The organism is Streptomyces sp. NPDC001027 (assembly GCF_040299045.1).
Classification (GTDB): Bacteria; Actinomycetota; Actinomycetes; order Streptomycetales; family Streptomycetaceae; genus Streptomyces.
In genome coordinates, this window is record NZ_JBEPBI010000030.1 from 41,014 (window position 1) to 59,683 (window position 18,670).

The window sequence follows — 18,670 nt, forward strand, 5'->3', positions numbered from 1 at the left end:
CCCGCCCGGAATCCCGGGCTTCGGCGCGGTTACTTCTTGCCCTTGCCGGATCCCGCGCTGTCGTCGCTGCTCAGAACGGCGATGAAGGCCTCCTGCGGAACCTCCACGGAACCCACCATCTTCATCCGCTTCTTGCCTTCCTTCTGCTTCTCCAGCAGCTTGCGCTTACGGGAGATGTCGCCGCCGTAGCACTTGGCGAGGACGTCCTTGCGGATGGCGCGGATGGTCTCGCGCGCGATGACCCGGGAGCCGACGGCCGCCTGGATCGGCACCTCGAAGGCCTGCCGCGGGATGAGCTCGCGCAGCTTGGCGACGAGCCGCACACCGTAGGCGTACGCGGCGTCCTTGTGGGTGACCGCCGAGAAGGCGTCCACCTTGTCGCCGTGCAGCAGGATGTCCACCTTGACCAGGCTGGAGGCCTGCTCGCCGGTGGGCTCGTAGTCCAGCGACGCGTAGCCGCGCGTCTTGGACTTCAGCTGGTCGAAGAAGTCGAAGACGATCTCCGCGAGCGGGAGCGTGTAGCGGATCTCGACCCGGTCCTCGGAGAGGTAGTCCATGCCGAGCAGGGTGCCGCGCCGGGTCTGGCACAGCTCCATGATCGACCCGATGAACTCGGAGGGCGCGAGGATCGTGGCGCGTACGACGGGCTCGTAGACGTCGCTGATCTTCCCCTCGGGGAACTCGCTCGGGTTGGTGACCGTGTGCTCGCTGCCGTCCTCCATCACCACGCGGTAGACCACGTTCGGCGCGGTGGCGATGAGGTCGAGCCCGAACTCGCGCTCCAGCCGCTCACGGATCACGTCGAGGTGCAGCAGGCCGAGGAAGCCGACGCGGAAGCCGAAGCCGAGCGCGGCGGACGTCTCCGGCTCGTAGACCAGCGCGGCGTCGTTGAGCTGGAGCTTGTCCAGCGCGTCGCGCAGCTCCGGGTAGTCCGAGCCGTCGAGGGGGTACAGACCCGAGAACACCATCGGCTTGGGGTCCTTGTACCCGCCGAGGGCCTCGGTCGCGCCCTTGTTCAGGGTGGTGATGGTGTCACCGACCTTGGACTGGCGGACGTCCTTCACGCCGGTGATCAGATAGCCGACCTCACCCACGCCGAGGCCGTCGGCCGCCTTCATCTCCGGCGCCGAGACGCCGATCTCGAGCAGCTCGTGCGTGGCGCCGGTGGACATCATCCGGATCCGCTCGCGCTTGTTGAGCTGGCCGTCGATGACACGCACGTACGTCACGACACCGCGGTAGGAGTCGTAGACCGAGTCGAAGATCATCGCGCGGGCGGGGGCGTCCTGGACGCCGACCGGCGCCGGGACGTTGGCGACGACCCGGTCGAGCAGGGCCTCGACGCCCAGACCGGTCTTGGCGGAGACCTTGAGCACGTCCCCGGGGTCGCAGCCGATGAGGTTGGCGAGCTCCTCGGAGAACTTCTCGGGCTGTGCGGCCGGCAGGTCGATCTTGTTCAGCACCGGGATGATCTTGAGGTCGTTCTCCATCGCCAGGTAGAGGTTGGCGAGAGTCTGGGCCTCGATGCCCTGGGCGGCGTCGACGAGGAGGACGGTGCCCTCGCACGCGGCCAGCGACCGGGACACCTCGTACGTGAAGTCCACGTGCCCCGGGGTGTCGATCATGTTCAGGATGTGGGTGCTGCCCGGATCCTGTGTCGGGGCCCAGGGCAGGCGCACGGCCTGGGACTTGATCGTGATGCCGCGCTCGCGCTCGATGTCCATGCGGTCGAGGTACTGAGCACGCATCTGCCGCTGGTCGACGACTCCGGTCAGCTGGAGCATGCGGTCGGCGAGCGTGGACTTGCCGTGGTCGATGTGCGCGATGATGCAGAAGTTGCGGATCAGAGCCGGGTCGGTACGGCTCGGCTCGGGCGCGTTGTTAGGGGTCGCGGGCACGCAGGGTCCTGTCTCTTGAGGCGCCTTCGTGCCTCGGGTCGGATCGATACGTAGGCTCCATGGTCCCACGGGCGGCGACCGGAGACCGGTTTGGGCCACCCGGGCGGCCGCTGGTAGTCTGGGCAGCTGTGTCTCATGCCCTCTCAGCGCGAGACACGCCCAAGAAATCACCTGGTACGAGCCCGTACGGCTCCGTGCCTGAACCTGAAAAGGCTCATTCGTGGCGAACATCAAGTCCCAGATCAAGCGGAACAAGACCAACGAGAAGGCTCGACTGCGCAACAAGGCCGTCAAGTCCTCCCTGAAGACCGCGATCCGCAAGGCCCGCGAGGCCGCTGCCGCGGGTGACGCCGAGAAGGCCACCGAGTACCAGCGCGCTGCCGCGCGTCAGCTCGACAAGGCCGTCTCCAAGGGCGTCATCCACAAGAACCAGGCCGCCAACAAGAAGTCGGCGCTTGCTTCCAAGGTCGAGTCCCTCAAGGGCTGAACCGCTTCACTGATCTGATCGCCGGAAGGGACCACAGCGGGCCCTCTCATCCGCTCCCGTCCGGCGCCCCCGAGCCTGTACGCGGCCTGCGTTCGCCACGCGGGTACGGGCTCACCAGCTTGATCAGCTTTTCCGGAGGCCCCGGCGCTCCGCCCTTCCCCAGGGCGGGCGCCGGGGCCTTCGGCTTGGTCCTCACGACCAGAAGTCGTTGCTCGTGTCGATGTCCGAGACGCACTCGTCGAGATCCGTGATCTTGTCGCCGACGATCCGGAAGACGAGGCACCCGTCGTCCTCGAGGTGCTTGCCGTTGCGGTCGGCGGTGAAGCGGTGCACGGAGACGGCGTGCCCACGGCCGTCGACCATCACGTTGCGCAACTCGACGCGCATCGACCCGGCCGTCTCCGAGAAGAGCCTGCCGTACATGTCCATGATCGCGTCAACGCCCTTGAAGTCCCCGGAAAGGGGGTGGGAACCGGGCACGTGATGCGAACAGTCCCCCGTCATCAGCCCGCGCAGGGTGTCCATGTCTCCGCGGGTGAAGGCCTCGTATCCCTGACGGACGAGTACCGCGTGCGGGTGTTCAGCCATGTCGATCGCCACCTTTCGCATGCGCCGGCGATGTGCGGCTGGTACGTCCGATTCTCCTCCCCGGCAGGGGAACGGCGACTGGATCACAGCGTCCGGATCGCGTCGTCCGACTCACGGCCTCCCGATCACACCGTCCGACTCACGGCGTCCAGATCACGCGGTCCGACTCACGGCCTCCGGCTCGCAGCCCCCGGCTGACACCGTGCGACTCACGGCGTCCGGATCACGGCGTCCAGATCACGCGGTCCGGCTCGCACCGGGGACGGTCCCGCCCTCGGGTGATCGCCGCGGGGACGGTCACGTCGGACACTCGGCCGGCCTGAGACACACCCATGCAGGACGACTACCCGCGCCCCCCGGACCGCGCCGCACGCGCGATGGCCACGACGGCCTTCTCCAGGGCGTACTCGGCGTCGTCGCCGCCCTTCACTCCCGCGTCCGCCTCGGCCACCGCCCGTAGGGCGAGGGCGACCCCGTCCGGCGTCCAGCCGCGCATCTGCTGCCGTACCCGGTCGATCTTCCAGGGCGGCATGCCGAGCTCGCGCGCGAGGTCGGCCGGACGGCCGCCGCGCGCCGAGGACAGCTTGCCGATGGCCCGCACGCCCTGGGCGAGCGCACTGGTGATCAGCACGGGTGCGACGCCGGTGGCCAGCGACCAGCGCAGCGCCTCCAGCGCCTCGGCGGCCCGCCCCTCCACCGCCCGGTCGGCGACGGTGAAGCTCGACGCCTCGGCCCGCCCGGTGTAGTACCGGCCGACGACGGCCTCGTCGATGGTGCCCTCGACATCCGCAACCAGCTGGGACACCGCCGACGCCAGCTCCCGCAGATCGCTGCCGATGGCGTCGACCAGCGCCTGGCAGGCCTCGGGCGTGGCCGATCTGCCGGTCGCCCGGAACTCCTGTCTGACGAAGGCCAGCCGGTCCGCCGGCTTCGTCATCTTCGGGCAGGCCACCTCACGGGCGCCCGCCTTGCGCGCGGCGTCCAGCAGCGCCTTGCCCTTGGCGCCGCCGGCGTGCAGCAGGACGAGCGTGATCTCCTCGGCGGGCGATCCGAGGTATCCCTTGACGTCCTTGACCGTGTCGGCGGACAGGTCCTGCGCGTTGCGCACGACCACGACCTTGCGCTCCGCGAAGAGCGACGGGCTGGTCAGCTCGGCGAGCGTGCCGGGCTGCAGCTGGTCCGGGGTCAGGTCGCGTACGTCCGTGTCGGCGTCGGCGGCCCGGGCGGCGGCCACCACCTCCTGCACGGCACGGTCGAGCAGCAGGTCCTCCTGGCCCACGGCGAGCGTCAGCGGGGCGAGAGGGTCGTCGTTCGCAGTCTTCCTGGCCATCACCGAAAGCATCCCACGAGCCACTGACAGCGCGGCCTACGCATCTCAGGGCTCCTCCCGCCAGCCCTCCCACTCCGCCGCGAACTCGTCCAGCGCCGCCGCGTCGAGCCGGCCGGCCTCGTCATGCAGCAGGACGAGCCACTGAGCGTCCTCCGCGTCGTCCTCCCCTGCCAGGGCGTCGCGGACGATCCTCGGCTCCTCGCCGACGCCGAAGCGCTCCCCGAGCGCCTGAGCCACCTCCTCCGCCGCGTCGCGGTCCGGCAGCACCAGCACATGTCTCACATCGCTCACGAGGCCATTTTCCGGCACGCACCCACGGCCCGTGCACCGGCGTGTCCGCCCGTGACGCCCCACAAGGCCGGGATCACCCGTGCGTGCGGACCGTCGGCACCCGGTCCAGCTCGATCCCGAACTGCTCGCGGTACACCTCCAACACCTCCTCGTCGGCCTCCAGTTCGTGCTCGGTGCTCGTTCCGTCCGCGGACGTCGCCTTGAAGCGGCGTCCGCCGAGCGTGATCCGCCCTCCCTCCTCGGTGAGCCGCGAGCAGATCAGCGACTGTGTGAAGTGCGACTCCGGTGAGGTGCTGTGCCACCACGCTCCCGCCGCGAAGTCCCCGAGCACCCGGGGCCGCATCTCCAGCCGGTACACCCGCGCTCCGTCCCGCACGACGTCCATGTCCCGCCCCTGCACCGCCGCACCGGCTCCGGCGCGATCCGTACCGGCTCCGGCCTCCGCGCCGACCGGGTCCGGAGCGGCCGCGGCGATCCTGAACGTCCCACCGGGGTCGGCCTGTTCGCCGTCGTGCCCCCAGCGGAGCGGGTGGTGGCTGTGCGCCCCGAACCCGACGTCGGCCAGCCACTGCCCGCCGTCCGCCGCCCCGACCAGCAGCGCCAGATGGTCGTACGGGATCCCGAGCCGACCCTCCTCGCCGTACACCCGCGCTGCCAGCAGCGTCACCTGGAAGCCCAGCGCCGTCAGCAGCGCCCCGAAGGCTCCGTTCAGCTCGTAACAGAACCCTCCTCTGCGCGCTTCGACGATCTTCTCGACCAGCAGCCTCTCCTCCAGCACGATCTCCTGCCCGAGATGCACCGACAGGTTCTCGAAGGGCACGGCCCGCAGATGCCGCAGATGCAGCTCCCGAAGAAGGCCTGCGGTCGGGGCCGGAAGCGGGAGCTCGAGGCCGAGGCGGTGGAGATAGGCCTCGACCAAACGAGCGTCGGGGAAGCGGACGCCCTGGCGCCGGGCGCCGGAGGGGCGGTCGGCGTCCCGGGGGACGGAAGACCGGGGCACGGTAGATCGGGGCGCGGAAGACCGGGGCTGTTCGTCCTTCGCCTGTGCGGGATTCATGCCCTCAGTCTCGCGCCACCCGCAACTCCCCGTCCCCTCCTCCGCCTCCGACGACCGCCAGAGCCCCGTCCCGGTCCGTCCGCAGCACCGCCGCCCCTCCCCTGCGCAGTGCCGCCACCGTGCTGGGCGCCGGGTGTCCGTACGGGTTGTCCTCGCCGCAGCTGATCAGCGCCAGCCGGGGCGCCACCGCCCGTATGAGGTCCGGGTCCTGGTAGGCCGAGCCGTGATGCGCCACCTTCAGCACATCCACCCCGCGCACCAGCGCGGCCGCAGGCGATCTCGACAGCGCCCGCTGTGCCGGGGGTTCGAGATCGCCCAGCAGCAGCACGCGCAGCCCGGCCGATCGCACGAGCAGCGTCACACTCGCGTCGTTCGGGCCTTCCGGCGCCGGCGCCGGAAACGGCGGAGGCCACAGCACCTCCCATTCCAGCGCGCCGACCCGCCGCCGCTCCCCGGCCACGGCCCGCACGAGAGGGATGTTCCGCGTCCTCGCCTCCTTCCTCACGAACTCCACCTGCTCCACGGGTTCCTCGAAGGCGGTGGTCTCGACGGCGCCGACCTCGCGGCCCCGCAGGACCCCGGGCAGCCCGGCCACGTGGTCGGCGTGGAAGTGGGTCAACACGACGAGCGGCACCCTGGTGATGCCGAGCGTGCGCAGACACCGGTCGATCAGCGCGGGATCGGGACCGGCGTCCACGACCACGCCGGCGCCGTCGCCCGCCGCGAGGACGGTCGCGTCGCCCTGCCCCACGTCGCACATCGCCAGCCGCCAGCCCGGCGGCGGCCAGCCCGTGAGCACTCTCGTCAGCGGCGGCGGCCGCACCACCACGAGCAGCAGCAGGGCCCCGCAGACCGCGCACAGCCACGGATGCCTCGACAGCCGACGCCCGGACATCACCGCCACGCCCGTGACGGCCGCCAGCGACAGAGCACCCATCCAACTGCCCGGCCAGTCGATTCCCGCGCCCGGCAGCGCGGCGCCCGTTCGGGCCACGCCCGCGATCCACTCGGCGGGCCAACCGGCGCACCAGGCCAGCGCCCGCGCCACCGGCATCGCCACCGGTGCGGTGGCCAGCGCCCCGAAGCCCAGCACTGTCGCGGGCGCGACCGCGAACTCCACGAGGATGTTGCAGGGCACCGCCACCAGACTCACCCGCGCGGACAGCACCGCGACGACCGGTGCGCACAGGGCCTGCGCGGCTCCGGCCGCAGCCAGCGCCTCCGCGAGCCTCGGCGGGACCCGCCGCCTGCGCAGGGCGGCGCTCCACCGCGGCGCCAGCGTCAACAGGGCTCCAGTGGCGAGGACTGAGAGCAGGAAGCCGTAGCTCCGGGCCAGCCACGGGTCGTACAGCACCAGGAGCAACACGGCTGTCGCCAGTGCCGGCACGAGGGACCGGCGTCGGCCGGTCGCCAGGGCCAGGAGCACGATCGCTCCACAGGCCGCGGCGCGCAGCACGCTGGGGTCGGGCCGGCACACCACCACGAATCCGAGCGTGAGCGCCCCGCCGAGCACGGCGGTCGCTCGCAGGGGGACGCCCAGCCGGGCCGCCAGGCCGCGCCGCTCGACCTGCTGGGCGAGACCTGGCGGGCCGATGAGCAGCACGAGGATGATCGTGAGGTTGCTTCCGGAGACGGCCAGGGTGTGGGCCAGGTCCGTCTCCTTGAAGGCCTCGTCCAGTTCGGGCGTGATCCTCGAGGTGTCCCCGACCACCAGCCCCGGCAGCAGCGCCCTGGCGTCCGCCGGCAAGCCGTCGGTGGCGGCCCTCAGGCCCGCCCGCAGCCGCCCCGCCGACCGCTGCACGGCAGAGGGTCGCCCCACGACCGACGGCGGCGCCCCGCCCCGCACCCGCAGCACCGCCGCGAACCGGTCCCCTCGGGCCATGGCCGGCGCGAGCCGCCCGGCCACTCGCAGTCGGGTGGACGGCAGCAACGCGAGCCACGGGGCCTCGGGCCGCCCTTGGTGACCGCGCGCGCCGCCGGACCCCTTCCGGCCGTAGGGCCCTGGGCGTCGGCCGCCTCCCCTGCGCGATCCGGCGTCCACGATCAGCAGGACCGGCGTCCGCGTCGCCACCACCGTCCCCTCCGCGGTCTCGACCTTGCGCACCTCCGTCTCGATCACCACCGAGTCGGGCATCACGTGGTCCCCTCTGACGCGGGGGCGCGTGAGCCGTGGGTCGGAGGTGAGCTCGACCTCGGCGGTGACGCTCGCGTACCTGCCCGCCAGCGCGGGCACCGGTCCGCGGCGCAGGTCGGCGCCGTGCAGCCCGGCCGACGCGGCAGCCGCGGCCGCGCAGAGCAGAGAGGCGGCAACGGTCACACGCGGCCAACCCCTCCGACGCCCCGCCGCACCCACACCACCGACCTCCCCGACATTCCCGTCTGGCGACGCCTCCCGGTGACTCGCCGCGCCCGCGCCGTCCACCTCCGCGACATTCCCGTCCGGCGACACCCTTCGACGCCCCGCCGCACCCACACCACCCACCTCCGCGACATTCCCGTCCGGCGACGCCTCCCGGCGACTCGCCGCGCCCGCGCCATCCAGCTCTCCGGGGTCGACGCGCGGCCTGTCGTTCCGAAGGTCCGGCATGAGCGAGGCGTTCCTTGCACTGCCCCGCCTCACGACCAGCAGGGTCGCGGCGACCGCCAGGCAGCCGAGCACCAGGCCGCCCACCAGGCCCGGGGCCGCGTCCAACGTGAGCGCGGCCGTGGCCCAGGCCGCGAGGGCGGGAGGTACGAGCCGGAGATCCACCGGCCCCTCCTGACGCGGGTGGGCGTCCCCCAGCCGCTTTCCGGAGACGGCGTGCACGGCCTGCCGACCGCTCCCGCCGGGCGCCGGCCAGACGCCGTTCAGTGCGCCCCCGCCCTCGTCCAGGGCCCCGCCCCCACCGCTGCCCCTGCCCCTGCCCCTGCCTCCGGGGATCCCCCGTACAGCGTTCGGCCTCCTCATGGCCGCACGAGATTCCGCAGGTCGGCGAATCGCCGCTCGCCGATTCCGTTCACGTCCCGCAGCTCGTCCACCGACCGGAAGCCGCCGTGCCGGGCCCGGTGGTCGATGATGTGCTGCGCCAGCACCGGTCCCACGCCCGGCAGGGCCTCGAGTTGGTCGACGGTCGCCGTGTTGAGGGACACGGGGACCGCCGGCCCGCCGCCGGAACCTGCCGTGCCGGCGGACCCCGCCGCCCCGGCCGCGGATCCTGGTCCCGCTGCTCCCGCGGCGGCCCCGGCCGCCGCCAACGGGACGCCGACGACGACCTGCTCGCCGTCCACGAGGAACCGTGCGCGGTTGAGACCGTCGGTGTCGGCGCCCGGCCGCACCCCACCGGCCGCGTCCAGCGCGTCGACGACCCGCGAACCGGCCGGGAGACGGTGGATTCCGGGCTTGCGCACCTTTCCGCTGACGTCCACCACGATCTCGCCGCGGGCCGTGCTCCCGGCGCTCCCCGCGATTCCCGGCCCCGGCGGACCGGCGGACGCCTCGGACCCGGCCGCCGGCTCCCGCCCGTCTGCGGCCGCCCCGAAGGGGGCCACGGCTCGCACCGCCTCCGGCGCCTTCACCGGCTGGACCCTTCCGGCCCAGAAGTGCTGCACGGCGAAGCCCGCGGCGGCGACCAGCAGCACGGTCAGCGCAAGCACGCTCCTGCGCTCCAGTGCGCACCGCGCCTGCAGCCAGACCGGCATCCGCTCCCGCAGCGCAGGCCCCGCCCGCTCCCACCAGGCCGCCCGGGCCGCCTGACCCCCGCCCTCGAAAGCACCGGCCTCTACGCTGAGGACGGCCCCCTCCAACGCATCGCCCTCTGCGACCACGCCGACGTCACCCGCGCCCCCGGCACCGTCCGCTGCCCCACCCCCTGGACCAGGCTCTCCCGCGCCCTCCGCCGGGCACGCGACGGTCGTGCCGTCCGCAGACCCCGCGCCGCCGCCGGCATCACCGCCACGGGACTCCCGCCGACTGCCGTGTCCACCAGGGCCCTGGATCTCAGGTCGGCTGCTGTGTCCACCAAACCCATGGGTCTCAGGCTCGCTGCCGTGTCCACCAAACCCCTGGGACTCCCGCCGGCTGCCATGTCCACGAGGCCCTTGGGTCTCAGGCCGGCTGCCGTGTCCACCAGGGCCCTGGGACTCGGGCCGACTGCTGCCACCACCGGCCCTGTCACCCGCGCCGCCCCCGACCACCCCGCCCGGCGGTCCGATACCCGGCCTCTCGGGCGCACCCGCCTCCCGGGCCCGTGCGGCGAACAACGCCTGCGCCCTACGACGGTTCTCCTCCGCCGAAGCGTGACGGTGTCCCGCCCGACCGCCCGGCGGGCGAAGGCGGCGGGAGCGGCCGTCGGAGCCGCGGGACCGGCCCGGGCCACTGGTCGCGTATGTGCTGCGTGAGCGTGATCGAAGTGCCATACGACGAGGATCGGACACTTCGTCACACCGCGATGATCTTGCTCATTTTCCGTGGACCGACGCCCCGTTGTGGATAACTCCGTCACCCGGTCACCCACAGGAGGGGCAAGTCCTCATCGTGGTGAGACCACGACTCCCAGCAGTCCAGGACCGGTATGTGCCCCGATCACCGCTCCGACCTCGCTGACGTGCAGATCGACGAGTCCGGGCACGCGGGAGCGCAGACGGTCAGCGAGAGCCGACGCCCGTTCGGGGGCTGCGAGATGGTGCACGGCGATGTCCACCGGCGCGCTGCCCGCCCGGTCGGCGCCGATCTCCTCCAGGCGGGCGATCGCCTTCGAGGCGGTCCGCACCTTCTCGAGCAGGTCGATGCGCCCCGCGTCCAGCTGGAGGAGGGGCTTCACGGCGAGCGCCGAGCCCAACAGGGCCTGGGCCGTGCCGATCCGGCCGCCTCGACGCAGATACTCCAGGGTGTCGACGTAGAAGTAGGCGGACGTGCCGTCGGCTCGCTTCTCCGCCGCGGTGACCGCCTCGTCGACCGTCCCACCCTGCTCCGCGACCTCGGCAGCCGCCAGCGCGCAGAAGCCGAGCGCCATGGCGACCATGCCGGTGTCCACCACCCGCACCGGCACCGGGGCCTCGCGCGCCGCGACCACCGCCGCGTCGTACGTGCCGGACAGTTCGGCGGAGAGGTGGAGGGAGACGATGCCGGTGGCGCCCGCCTCGGCGACCCTGCGGTAGGTCTCGGCGAAGTACTGGGGGCTGGGGCGCGAGGTGGTGACGGGGCGTCGCTTCTGCAGTGCCTGAGCCAGCGAGCGGGTGGAGATCTCACTGCCCTCTGCGAGTGCCTGGTCGCCGAGGACGACGGTCAGCGGCACCGTGGTGATGCCATGACGCTCCATCGTCCGCTGCGGCAGGTAGGCCGTTGAATCCGTGACGATCGCGACATGGCGGGACATGACCTGGAGGTTACCTGGCGTAGCCGCTGTGCGGCAGTCCGGCCCCTGGCAGCTGGGCTGCCCTTGACCGAATCAAGTACCCCGCCGAACAACGCCCGCGCAGGGATCCGGTGAGGCGGCGGACCCGGTCACACTGCCGCGTCGGCGCGCGACGACCGCGGCATCAGCGTGTCACCTGCCCCTCTGCCGACGGCAGTGCCGAACCCCGGATTCCGCTCAGGTGGTGCTCTCCGGGCGGGGCTTCTTCTGCCAGGAGTAGGTCTCGCGCGGTCCGGGCGGGGTGATGGCGGGCGGGGTCGACTCGTCCGCAGTGCGTGCGCCGGGGGTCTCCGGCCAGGTCTGGCCCGTCGTCGGGCTGTCGGCGACCGGCGCCTCGGGCCACGGCGGCGTCCGGTCGGGTTCCGAGGTGGTCCAGTGGCGCAGCGCGCCGGCCTCGACGCCGATCTGGGCGCTGAGGGAGTCGAGGTCGTCCTCCGCGAAGCGGCGGGCACGGTCACGGGTGGCCCAGCGCAACGAGTCGGCCGATCCCGTGATGCGCTCGGTGCGCTCCCGCAGCGCCGGCAGACGCTCGGCGAGCGTCGCACGGTCCGGCTCCGACTCCAGGCGCTTGAGCTCGGCGTCCAGTTCGTGGCCGTGCGCGCTGAGCCTCTGGAACAGGCCGAGGGACTCCTTCAGGGACGCGTCCTCCACCACGCCCGCCTGCAGTGCGTCCTGAGTGGCCCGCATCGACGTGCGCAGGGCGAGCCGCAGCTGGGCGATCTCACCGGCCGGTCCGGGCTGGGCGAAGGACTTGGCCCGCAGGGTGTGGTCCTCTACCGTGCGGCGGGCCTGGCCGATGGTGCGGTCGACGCCCCGCTTGGCGGCCCCGATCACCTTCACGGTGGCGTAGGCGCCGAGCGCCAGGCAGAGCACGAAGAGCAGGACGATGACGGCGATCACGGCTTCCACGAGCTCCTCCTTCGACCTGCACGACCCGTCCGGCCCCGCAGACGGCGCACCACAGCCGGCGCCCCGCCCTTCAAACGGTAAACGAGACGGGCAGGCCCGGAGTTCCAGAAGAACCCCGAACCTGCCCGCACGGAACCCCTAAGGGACGTCCGACATCACAGGGCCGCCCGGCCGGACGGGCGAAAGCCCCGTCTCACGCCCGGACGAAGCCGTCGCCGCTCGGAGGTACGGCCCGCCTCCGTGCGCGGAGGCCGACCCTTACGCCGGAACGATGTTCACAAGCTTCGGCGCCCGCACGATCACCTTGCGGATGCCGGCCCCGCCCAGCGCCTTGACGACCGCCTCGTCGGCCAGCGCGACCTTCTCCAGCTCATCGTCGGAGATGGCCGGGGAGACCTCCAGGCGCGCCTTGACCTTGCCCTTGATCTGCACGACGCAGGTCACGCTCTCGTCCACGACGTACGCCGGGTCGGCGACGGGCAGGTCCTGGTGGACGACCGAGTCGGTGTGGCCCAGCTTGCGCCACAGTTCCTCGGCGATGTGCGGGGCCAGCGGGGCGGTCAGCAGCACCAGGTCCTCGGCGACCGTGCGCGGCAGCGCCCCGCCCGCCTTGGTCAGGTGGTTGTTCAGCTCGGTGATCTTGGCGATGGCGGTGTTGAAGCGCAGGCCCTCCAGGTCCTGGCGCACCCCGTCGATGGCCTTGTGCAGGGCCCGCAGGGTCGGCTCGTCGGCCTCGGCGTCGACGACGGTCACCTCGCCGGTGGCCTCGTCGACGATGTTGCGCCACAGCCGCTGCAGCAGGCGGTACTGGCCGACCACCGCGCGGGTGTCCCAGGGGCGCGAGACGTCCAGCGGGCCCATCGCCATCTCGTACAGGCGCAGCGTGTCGGCGCCGTACTCGGCGCAGATCTCGTCCGGCGTGACGGCGTTCTTCAGGGACTTGCCCATCTTCCCGTACTCACGCTTCACGGGCGCGCCCTGGTACAGGAAGGCGCCGTCCCGCTCCTCGACCTCGGCGGCCGGGACGTACACGCCGCGGGAGTCGGTGAACGCGTAGGCCTGGATCATGCCCTGGTTGAACAGCTTGTGGAACGGCTCCGCGGAGGAGACGTGCCCCAGGTCGAACAGGACCTTGGACCAGAAGCGCGCGTACAGCAGGTGCAGCACGGCGTGCTCGGCCCCGCCGACGTACAGGTCGACGCCACCGTGCGGCTGCCCCTCGCGGGGGCCCATCCAGTACTGCTCGACGGCCGGGTCCACCAGCTGCTCGCTGTTGTGCGGGTCCAGGTAGCGCAGCTCGTACCAGCAGGAACCGGCCCAGTTCGGCATGGTGTTGGTCTCGCGGCGGTAGCGTCGCGGGCCGGAGCCGTCGCCCAGGTCCAGGGTGACGTTCACCCAGTCCGCGTTGCGGGACAGCGGCGTCTCCGGGGAGGTGTCCGCGTCGTCCGGGTCGAAGGTGCGGGGAGAGTAGTCCTCGACCTCCGGCAGCTCCAGGGGCAGCATCGACTCGGGCAGCGGGTGGGCGACGCCGTCCTCGTCGTAGACGATCGGGAAGGGCTCGCCCCAGTACCGCTGGCGGCTGAACAGCCAGTCGCGCAGGCGGAAGTTGACGGTGCCTTCGCCGATGCCCTTCGCCTCGAGCCATTCGGTGATGCGCGCCTTGGCGTCGGCGACGCCCAGGCCGTTCAGGCTGATCTCGTCGTTCGCCGAGTCGATGATCTTCGCGTCGTACGACGAGAAGGCGTTCTCCCAGGTCGACGTGTCGGTGCCGCGGCCGTCGGTCGGCTCGACGATGCAGTGGACGGGCAGCTCGAAGGCGCGCGCGAACTCGAAGTCGCGCTGGTCGCCCGCCGGGACGGCCATGATCGCGCCGGTGCCGTAGCCCATCAGGACGTAGTCGGCGATGAAGACGGGGACCTGTGCGCCGTTGACCGGGTTGGTGGCGTACACGCCGGTGAAGACGCCGGTCTTGTCCTTGGCCTCGGCCTGGCGCTCGACGTCGGACTTCGCGGCCGCCTGCGCACGGTACGCGGCGACGGCGTCGACGGGGGTGGCGTGGCCGCCCGTCCAGACGTTGTGCGTGCCCTCGGGCCAGGACTGCGGGGTGAACTTGTCGACCAGCGGGTGCTCGGGGGCCAGGACCATGTAGGTCGCTCCGAACAGGGTGTCCGGGCGCGTGGTGAAGACCGAGATCCGCTCGCCGTCCACGGGGAAGTCGACGCGGGCGCCTTCGGAGCGGCCGATCCAGTTGCGCTGCTGCAGCTTGATGGCCTCGGGCCAGTCCAGCGCGTCCAGGTCGTTCAGCAGGCGGTCCGCGTAGGCGGTGATGCGCATGTTCCACTGGCGCAGCTTGGCCTTGAAGACGGGGAAGTTGCCGCGCTCGGAGCGGCCGTCGGCGGTGACCTCCTCGTTGGCCAGCACCGTGCCCAGGCCGGGACACCAGTTGACCGGAGCGTCGGAGGCGTACGCCAGACGGAACTCCCCCAGGACGTCGGCGCGCTCGGAGGCCGTCAGCTCGCCCCACGCACGCGTGTGCCCGGGCACGGACCGCTCACCGGACTCGAACTGGGCGACCAGCGCGGCGATCGGGCGGGCCTTGTCCGCGTCCTCGTCGTACCAGGAGTTGAAGATCTGCAGGAAGATCCACTGGGTCCACTTGTAGTACTCGGGGTCGATCGTGGCGAACGACCGGCGCTTGTCGTGGCCCAGGCCCAGCCGGCGCAGCTGGGACTTCATGTTCTCGATGTTGGCCTCGGTGGACACACGCGGGTGCGTGCCGGTCTGCACGGCGTACTGCTCGGCGGGCAGGCCGAAGGCGTCGAAGCCCAGGGTGTGCAGGACGTTGTGGCCGGTCATGCGCTGGAAGCGCGCGAAGACGTCGGTCGCGATGTAACCCAGCGGGTGGCCGACGTGCAGGCCCGCACCGGAGGGATACGGGAACATGTCCATGATGAACTTCTTGGGCCGGGCGACCAGCTCGGGGTCACCGGCCAGGTCGCCCTCCGGGTTCGGCGCGGCATAGGTGCCCTCGGCGTCCCAGAAGTCCTGCCAGCGTGCCTCGATCTCGGCGGCCATGGCTGCCGTGTAGCGGTGCGGCGCGGCCTCTGCCGGGACAGCGGCGGCAGCGGGGTTCGTCTCGCTCATGGTCCTCAAAGCTCCATCGATCGTCTCTGCCAGCGGGTTGTCGTCAGGAAACGAAAAATCCCCTCGCACAGGAGGGGACGCCGCGCCGATTCCGAACCGTCCGTCACCGGCGGTCGGGACTGATCAGCGCGGCTCGCTAAGCAGAAGGCGTACAGCACGCATGGCGTTAGGGTACCGCAGGCCTTGAGCACGAGGCCACGCGCTTACGTATGCATGGTCGAGACAACGTTGCTGCGCCGAGAACGGGGGGTCAGAGCTGCACCCAGGGTCATGGTTACTTCGCGTAACAGCCGCTAAAGGACATCACAACAGCCACATCGTCGTTTCATAACAACGCAATAACTCAAACCTCGTACCCATCGGTATGGAGCCACTTAGAGTTCGGCAGCGGGACCGCTTTCCCGAAACTGCTCGGAGTTGCCCCCATGAACCCTCGTTCCAGTAACAGCACGCTCCCCAAGCCCGGCCGGTCGGTCTACGGGTTGGCGACGGCTGTCGTCCTGGTCCTCATACCTGTGGTCGTGCTGGTCGGCGGCGACCAGCTGCAGGCATTCCTCAACTTCGGTGCGGGTGTCCTGTCGCTGGTGTCTCTCACCTGCTCGGTCATCTGGGGCCTCGTCGCCCAGGACCGGCTCATCCTCAACACACGTCAGCGGATCCTCGCGCAGGGCGTCCACCGCGTGACCGCCGTCGGCTCCATCGCCTTCCTCGTGGTGCACATCACCGTCAAACTGGCGCTGGAGCACACCGTCCTGATCGCCGCGCTGATCCCCTTCAGCCTGGGCGTCAAGGGCAGCGCTGGACTCATCGGCCTCGGCTCCCTGGCCGCCCTGCTCATGATCTTCGTGGGCATCACCGGTGCGCTGCGCAACCAGTTCGCCGCACCGGCCGAGGTCGCGGCCCGCTGGCGCGCGATGCACATGCTGGCCTACCCCGCGCTGTGCGCGGCCCTCATCCACGGTCTCTTCGCAGGGCGCGCGGCGAAGCCGTTCTTCATGATCTCGTACGAGCTCTGCCTGGCCGGCGTCATGGCCGCGCTCGCGCTGCGCGCCGCTCCGCGCCCGTTCAAGCGCAGGGTCGCCGACCGCATCACCGCGTTCCTGGGCGCGCCGGACCGCTCCGCCATGGACGGACTCGAGGCGTCACGCGCGCGCGTGTCGGAGACCGGCTCGTCGGCACTGCCCGGGTACGAGGGCCGCTCCGGCCGTTCGCCGCTGACGGACACCATGAGCTCCACCCGGATGACCCCGCCGTCGGCGTCGCCGCTGTACGACACGCCCGCCACTCCGGAGCCGGCGAACGGCTTCGCGGCCGCCTACCGCGCCGTCAACACCCCGCCGCGCGGCCAGCAGCCGCCCTACATCGCCGATCAGACGGCCCGCATGGGCATGCCGTTCGACCTGCAGCAGGCCACCGAGGCGATCCCGCGCGTCGACAACGGCGGCAGCACTTCGGGCAACTGGCCGATCCCGTCCCCGCCGCCGGTCGGCGAGGCGCCCCAGTCCGTCTACGACCCGCTCCAGGACACGGGATTCACCATCCCGGTCTATGGCAATCCGGGCACTCCGGGATCCGACGGACGTGACGTGTACGACACAGGTGAGACGAACCCCGGGTACGGCACGTACAACCAGAACAACACGTACAACAGCGGTGCCGCCAACGAACCATCGCCCGGTGCGTCCTACGACACACCGGGTTCGGGCGAACCTTGGAACACGCCTTCCGGAGGCTATAGGTGAACGAGGCCCTGCCCGACGTCCCAGAAGTCCGCGTGGTCGGCCTTCCGCAACTCACGTCGGGTTTCGACCTTGTCGAGAGACTTGACCTGCCCATGCACCTGAAGGTGCACGGGCCGCTGGAACCCCTGGGCGGAGAGGCCCTCGCGAAGCTCTCCGAGAACATCAACCTGAAGGGCCGCGGCGGCGCGGGCTTCCCCTTCCACAAGAAGCTGCGCTCGGTCGCCGAGGCCGCGATCAAGCGCGGCGTGCGACCGGTCGTCGTCGTCAACGGCAGCGAGGACGAACCGGCCTGCCGCAAGGACACGGTGCTCATCAACCGTGCCCCGCACCTCATCCTGGACGGCGCGCTGCTCGTCGCGGAGGCGCTGGGCGCCCGCACGCTCGTGGTGGGGGTCACCCGCGAATCCACTCAGCGCTCCATGGAGGCCGCCCTCTCCGAACGCGGCCTCAGCAACGGCCGCAGGTCGGCCCTGAAGGCGTTCGTCCAGCGCAACCCGATCCGCATGGTCACCGGCGCCGCCGCGTCGCTGATCCGTTCCATCGACGGCGGTCCGCCGATCCCGCCCGGCCGCAAGGTCAGCGCTTCGCAGAACGGCGTGGGCGGCGCGCCCACGCTCCTCTCCAACGCCGAGACGTTCGCCCAGCTGGCCATCGCCGCCCGCATCGGCCCGGAACGGTACGGCAACACCGGCCTGTACGACGAGCCCGGCACCGTCATGCTGACGGTCTCCGGCGCCGTCGCCCGTCCGATGGTGATCGAGGTCCCCACCGGCGTGCCGCTGCGGTACGTCCTCCAGCTCGCGGGCGCCCCGCCGGTGCCCCAGGGCGTGCTGACCGGCGGCTACCACGGCAAGTGGATCGACGCGGCGACGGTCAACGAGGCGGTCGTCTCCCGCAACTCGCTCGACGCCGTGGGCGGGGCGCTCGGCGCCGGCGCGATCCTGCCGATCAGCCAGGAGACCTGCCCGCTGGGCGAGTCCCTGCGCGTGGCCCAATGGCTGGCCGACGAGAGCGCGGGGCAGTGCGGCCCCTGCTACCTCGGTCTGCCGGCCGCCGCGCGCGGCATGGAGGACATCATCAACGGCGGCGGTCCGGCCGCCCTGGAGGCCCTGAAGCAGGTCGCCAAGAACGTCAAGCGGCGCGGCGCCTGCTCGCACCCGGACGGCTCCGCGATGTTCCTGGAGTCGACCATCAAGGCGTTCACGGACGACCTCGCCGCCCACGTCCTCGGCAATGGCTGCGGACGGCCCGTGGAGGGCGTTCTGCCGCTCTTCGAGGCGGGCATGGCCCCCGCGGCCATCACGAGCGGCCGGGCGCCGGAGGAGAGCGGCTCGAGCCGTCAGAAGATCTTCGTCGACTGGACGCTCTGCCGCGGCCACGGCCTGTGCGCCGACATCCTTCCCGAGGTCTTCCAGCTCGGCGCCGACGGCTTCCCGACGGTGGCGCAGGCGAAGGTACCGGAGTATGCCGAGGCGAAAGCTCTACGCGCGGTGCGTCGCTGTCCGGCGCTCGCCCTGCGCATCGAGGAGGACACGCGCGCGCAGGCGCCCGCCCGCAACCTCCCCGTCCTCTCCCAGGGTCGCGGCCGCCGCGCCCTCGGCCGCTGAGAAGCACGCCGACAGCTGTCGAGAGTCGAGATCGGGGCCGCCTGGGAACAGGCGGCCCCGATCGGGTCGATCCCGGATCCGTCGGTCCCCACTGCCCACCCGGGAACGGGGTGCCTGAACACAAAAAAGATCCCGCCGGATCGCACTCGATCCGGCGGGATCTGCTGTGGAGCTAAGGAGAATTGAACTCCTGACCTCCTGCATGCCATGCAGGCGCTCTACCA

At 71.5% G+C, this 18,670-nt stretch carries 13 protein-coding genes; 3 read left to right on the forward strand and 10 right to left on the reverse strand.

The window, feature by feature from the left end:
- Positions 1 to 29 precede the first annotated feature (29 nt).
- The gene (gene lepA, locus ABT300_RS11925) at positions 30 to 1,898 is read right to left on the reverse strand and encodes a translation elongation factor 4 (RefSeq protein ID WP_351674232.1); all 1,869 of its coding nucleotides are present in this window, start codon (positions 1,896 to 1,898) and stop codon (positions 30 to 32) included.
- A 220-nt stretch (positions 1,899 to 2,118) separates the two neighbouring features.
- On the opposite strand from lepA, the gene rpsT reads away from it, so the two are divergent.
- On the forward strand, positions 2,119 to 2,385 hold the full coding sequence (gene rpsT, locus ABT300_RS11930; protein WP_057574704.1) for a 30S ribosomal protein S20: 267 nt from the start codon (positions 2,119 to 2,121) through the stop codon (positions 2,383 to 2,385).
- Positions 2,386 to 2,577: 192 nt separating this feature from the next.
- Here the strand turns inward: rpsT and ABT300_RS11935 are convergent, their stop codons facing one another.
- From ABT300_RS11935 to leuS, 9 genes are all read right to left on the reverse strand, one after another.
- Positions 2,578 to 2,973: a nuclear transport factor 2 family protein gene (locus ABT300_RS11935; RefSeq protein WP_351674234.1), complete on the reverse strand. Its 396-nt coding sequence runs from the start codon at positions 2,971 to 2,973 to the stop codon at positions 2,578 to 2,580.
- Positions 2,974 to 3,316: 343 nt separating this feature from the next.
- On the reverse strand, positions 3,317 to 4,303 hold the full coding sequence (gene holA / locus ABT300_RS11940) for a DNA polymerase III subunit delta (RefSeq protein ID WP_351674236.1): 987 nt from the start codon (positions 4,301 to 4,303) through the stop codon (positions 3,317 to 3,319).
- A gap of 45 nt (positions 4,304 to 4,348) precedes the next feature.
- Entirely contained in the window at positions 4,349 to 4,594 is a 246-nt protein-coding gene (locus tag ABT300_RS11945) for a hypothetical protein (protein ID WP_319281728.1), read from the reverse strand.
- A 73-nt stretch (positions 4,595 to 4,667) separates the two neighbouring features.
- A complete protein-coding gene (locus tag ABT300_RS11950; RefSeq protein ID WP_351674238.1) occupies positions 4,668 to 5,594 on the reverse strand; it encodes an arylamine N-acetyltransferase family protein in 927 nt (308 codons plus the stop codon).
- A gap of 61 nt (positions 5,595 to 5,655) precedes the next feature.
- Complete coding sequence (locus ABT300_RS11955) at positions 5,656 to 8,457, reverse strand: ComEC/Rec2 family competence protein (RefSeq protein ID WP_351674240.1); 2,802 nt, start codon at positions 8,455 to 8,457, stop codon at positions 5,656 to 5,658.
- 137 nt (positions 8,458 to 8,594) lie between these two features.
- The gene (locus ABT300_RS11960) at positions 8,595 to 9,455 is read right to left on the reverse strand and encodes a ComEA family DNA-binding protein (protein WP_502977922.1); all 861 of its coding nucleotides are present in this window, start codon (positions 9,453 to 9,455) and stop codon (positions 8,595 to 8,597) included.
- A gap of 704 nt (positions 9,456 to 10,159) precedes the next feature.
- On the reverse strand, positions 10,160 to 11,005 hold the full coding sequence (locus ABT300_RS11965; RefSeq protein WP_351674242.1) for a DegV family protein: 846 nt from the start codon (positions 11,003 to 11,005) through the stop codon (positions 10,160 to 10,162).
- 216 nt (positions 11,006 to 11,221) lie between these two features.
- A complete protein-coding gene (locus ABT300_RS11970) occupies positions 11,222 to 11,953 on the reverse strand; it encodes a hypothetical protein (protein WP_351674243.1) in 732 nt (243 codons plus the stop codon).
- Between the two features lie 258 nt (positions 11,954 to 12,211).
- Complete coding sequence (gene leuS, locus ABT300_RS11975; RefSeq protein ID WP_351674245.1) at positions 12,212 to 15,097, reverse strand: leucine--tRNA ligase; 2,886 nt, start codon at positions 15,095 to 15,097, stop codon at positions 12,212 to 12,214.
- Between the two features lie 425 nt (positions 15,098 to 15,522).
- Here leuS and ABT300_RS11980 point away from each other — a divergent pair, with 425 nt between their 5' ends.
- Together ABT300_RS11980 and ABT300_RS11985 are read left to right on the forward strand one after the other, a co-directional pair.
- Complete coding sequence (locus ABT300_RS11980) at positions 15,523 to 16,839, forward strand: cytochrome b/b6 domain-containing protein (protein WP_351674246.1); 1,317 nt, start codon at positions 15,523 to 15,525, stop codon at positions 16,837 to 16,839.
- Positions 16,836 to 18,446, forward strand: a complete 1,611-nt coding sequence (locus tag ABT300_RS11985) for an NADH-ubiquinone oxidoreductase-F iron-sulfur binding region domain-containing protein (protein ID WP_351674248.1) — start codon at positions 16,836 to 16,838, stop codon at positions 18,444 to 18,446. The genes ABT300_RS11980 and ABT300_RS11985 overlap by 4 nt, the downstream gene beginning before the upstream one ends.
- Positions 18,447 to 18,670 lie beyond the last annotated feature (224 nt).

Excerpts from the sequence above, each read along its gene's own strand:
- ABT300_RS11935 (WP_351674234.1), bottom strand. The coding sequence starts at position 2,973 with ATGGCTGAACACCCGCACGCGGTACTCGTCCGTCAGGGATACGAGGCC.
- holA (WP_351674236.1), bottom strand. The coding sequence starts at position 4,303 with ATGGCCAGGAAGACTGCGAACGACGACCCTCTCGCCCCGCTGACGCTC.
- ABT300_RS11965 (WP_351674242.1), bottom strand. The coding sequence starts at position 11,005 with ATGTCCCGCCATGTCGCGATCGTCACGGATTCAACGGCCTACCTGCCG.
- leuS (WP_351674245.1), bottom strand. The coding sequence starts at position 15,097 with ATGAGCGAGACGAACCCCGCTGCCGCCGCTGTCCCGGCAGAGGCCGCG.
- ABT300_RS11980 (WP_351674246.1), top strand. The coding sequence starts at position 15,523 with ATGAACCCTCGTTCCAGTAACAGCACGCTCCCCAAGCCCGGCCGGTCG.